Annotated in this window: 1 protein-coding gene; it reads left to right on the forward strand. The window is 66.5% G+C overall.

Annotated features, from left to right (window positions below):
* Nucleotides 1–1,285: ISAzo13 family transposase (locus ACGFU6_RS39285; RefSeq protein WP_393617410.1), on the forward strand; the 1,285-nt coding region annotated here is incomplete at its 5' end.
* Between the last annotated feature and the right edge of the window lie 17 nt (nucleotides 1,286–1,302).

Raw genomic sequence — 1,302 nt, forward strand, 5'->3', positions numbered from 1 at the left:
CGCCGACACCGTCGCCGGCCTGCTGCGGGAGGAAGGCTTCAGCCTGCAGGCCAACGCCAAGACCATCGAAGGTGCCCACCACCCCGACAGGGACGCCCAGTTCCGCTACCTCAACGAGCAGGCACGAGACCACAGGGACGCCGGTGACCCGGTGATCAGCGTGGACAGCAAGAAGAAGGAACTGATCGGCCACTACAAGAACGCCGGGCACGAATGGCAGCCCGCAGGACAGCCCGTGAGGGTCAAGACGCATGACTTCCCCGGCCAGGCCGCCAAGGCAGTTCCCTACGGAATCTACGACATGACGGTGAACACCGGCTGGGTCAGCATCGGCACCGATCACGACACGGCGGCGTTCGCCGTCGCCTCGATCCGCCGCTGGTGGCAGGCGGTCGGCCGGCACGACTACCCCGGCGCCCGCCGGCTGCTGATCACCGCTGACGGTGGCGGCTCCAACGGCTACCGCACCCGGGGCTGGAAGACCCAGCTCGCCGACCTCGCCGCCGAGACCGGCCTTGAGATCACGGTATGCCACCTTCCGCCCGGCACCTCGAAGTGGAACAAGATCGAGCACCGGTTGTTCTCCCACATCACCATGAACTGGCGAGGCAGGCCCCTGACCAGCCACGAAGTCATGCTCCAGACCATCGCCGCGACCACCAGCCGCACCGGCCTCACCGTCCGGGCCGAACTCGACAGCGGTGAGTATCCCACCGGCATCCGCATCAGCGACGACGAGATCGCCGCCCTGCCCATCACCCGCCACCGCTTCCACGGCGACTGGAACTACACCCTCCACCCCCAGCGCCCGACGGACACGGCGACCACCACCAGCACACAGGACGAGGACCTGGCGGACGGACCGGCCCGCCTCACGCAGCGTTCGCTACAGGACCCGGAACTGACCGGGATGACCCGCCGGCAGCTCAACGAACTCATCGACGTGCTGACTCCAGCGATGGAGATTCAACGCGAGCAAGTGCTCCGCACCCGCAGGGGCCACGAACGCCTGGTGGCCCCTGGCACAGGCGCCAAACCCAAGCTCACCTCAGCCGACCGGGTCCTCGCCACCGTGCTCCACCTGCGAAAACTCGCGACCATGGACCTTCTGGGCCAGCTCTTCAACACCACCGCCATGACCATCAGCCGCGCAGCGAAAGACGTCCTCCCGATCCTGGAAGCCCACGGAGTTCACATCCCCGCCTCGACCGCCCGCTTCCGCACACCGACTGACATCGCGAGATACCTCGACCTCGACAAAAACAAGATCAAACCGACGTGTTGATTCCCGGCAAGCCCTTA

The organism is Streptomyces sp. NPDC048462, from assembly GCF_043200175.1.
Lineage (GTDB): Bacteria > Actinomycetota > Actinomycetes > Streptomycetales > Streptomycetaceae > Streptomyces.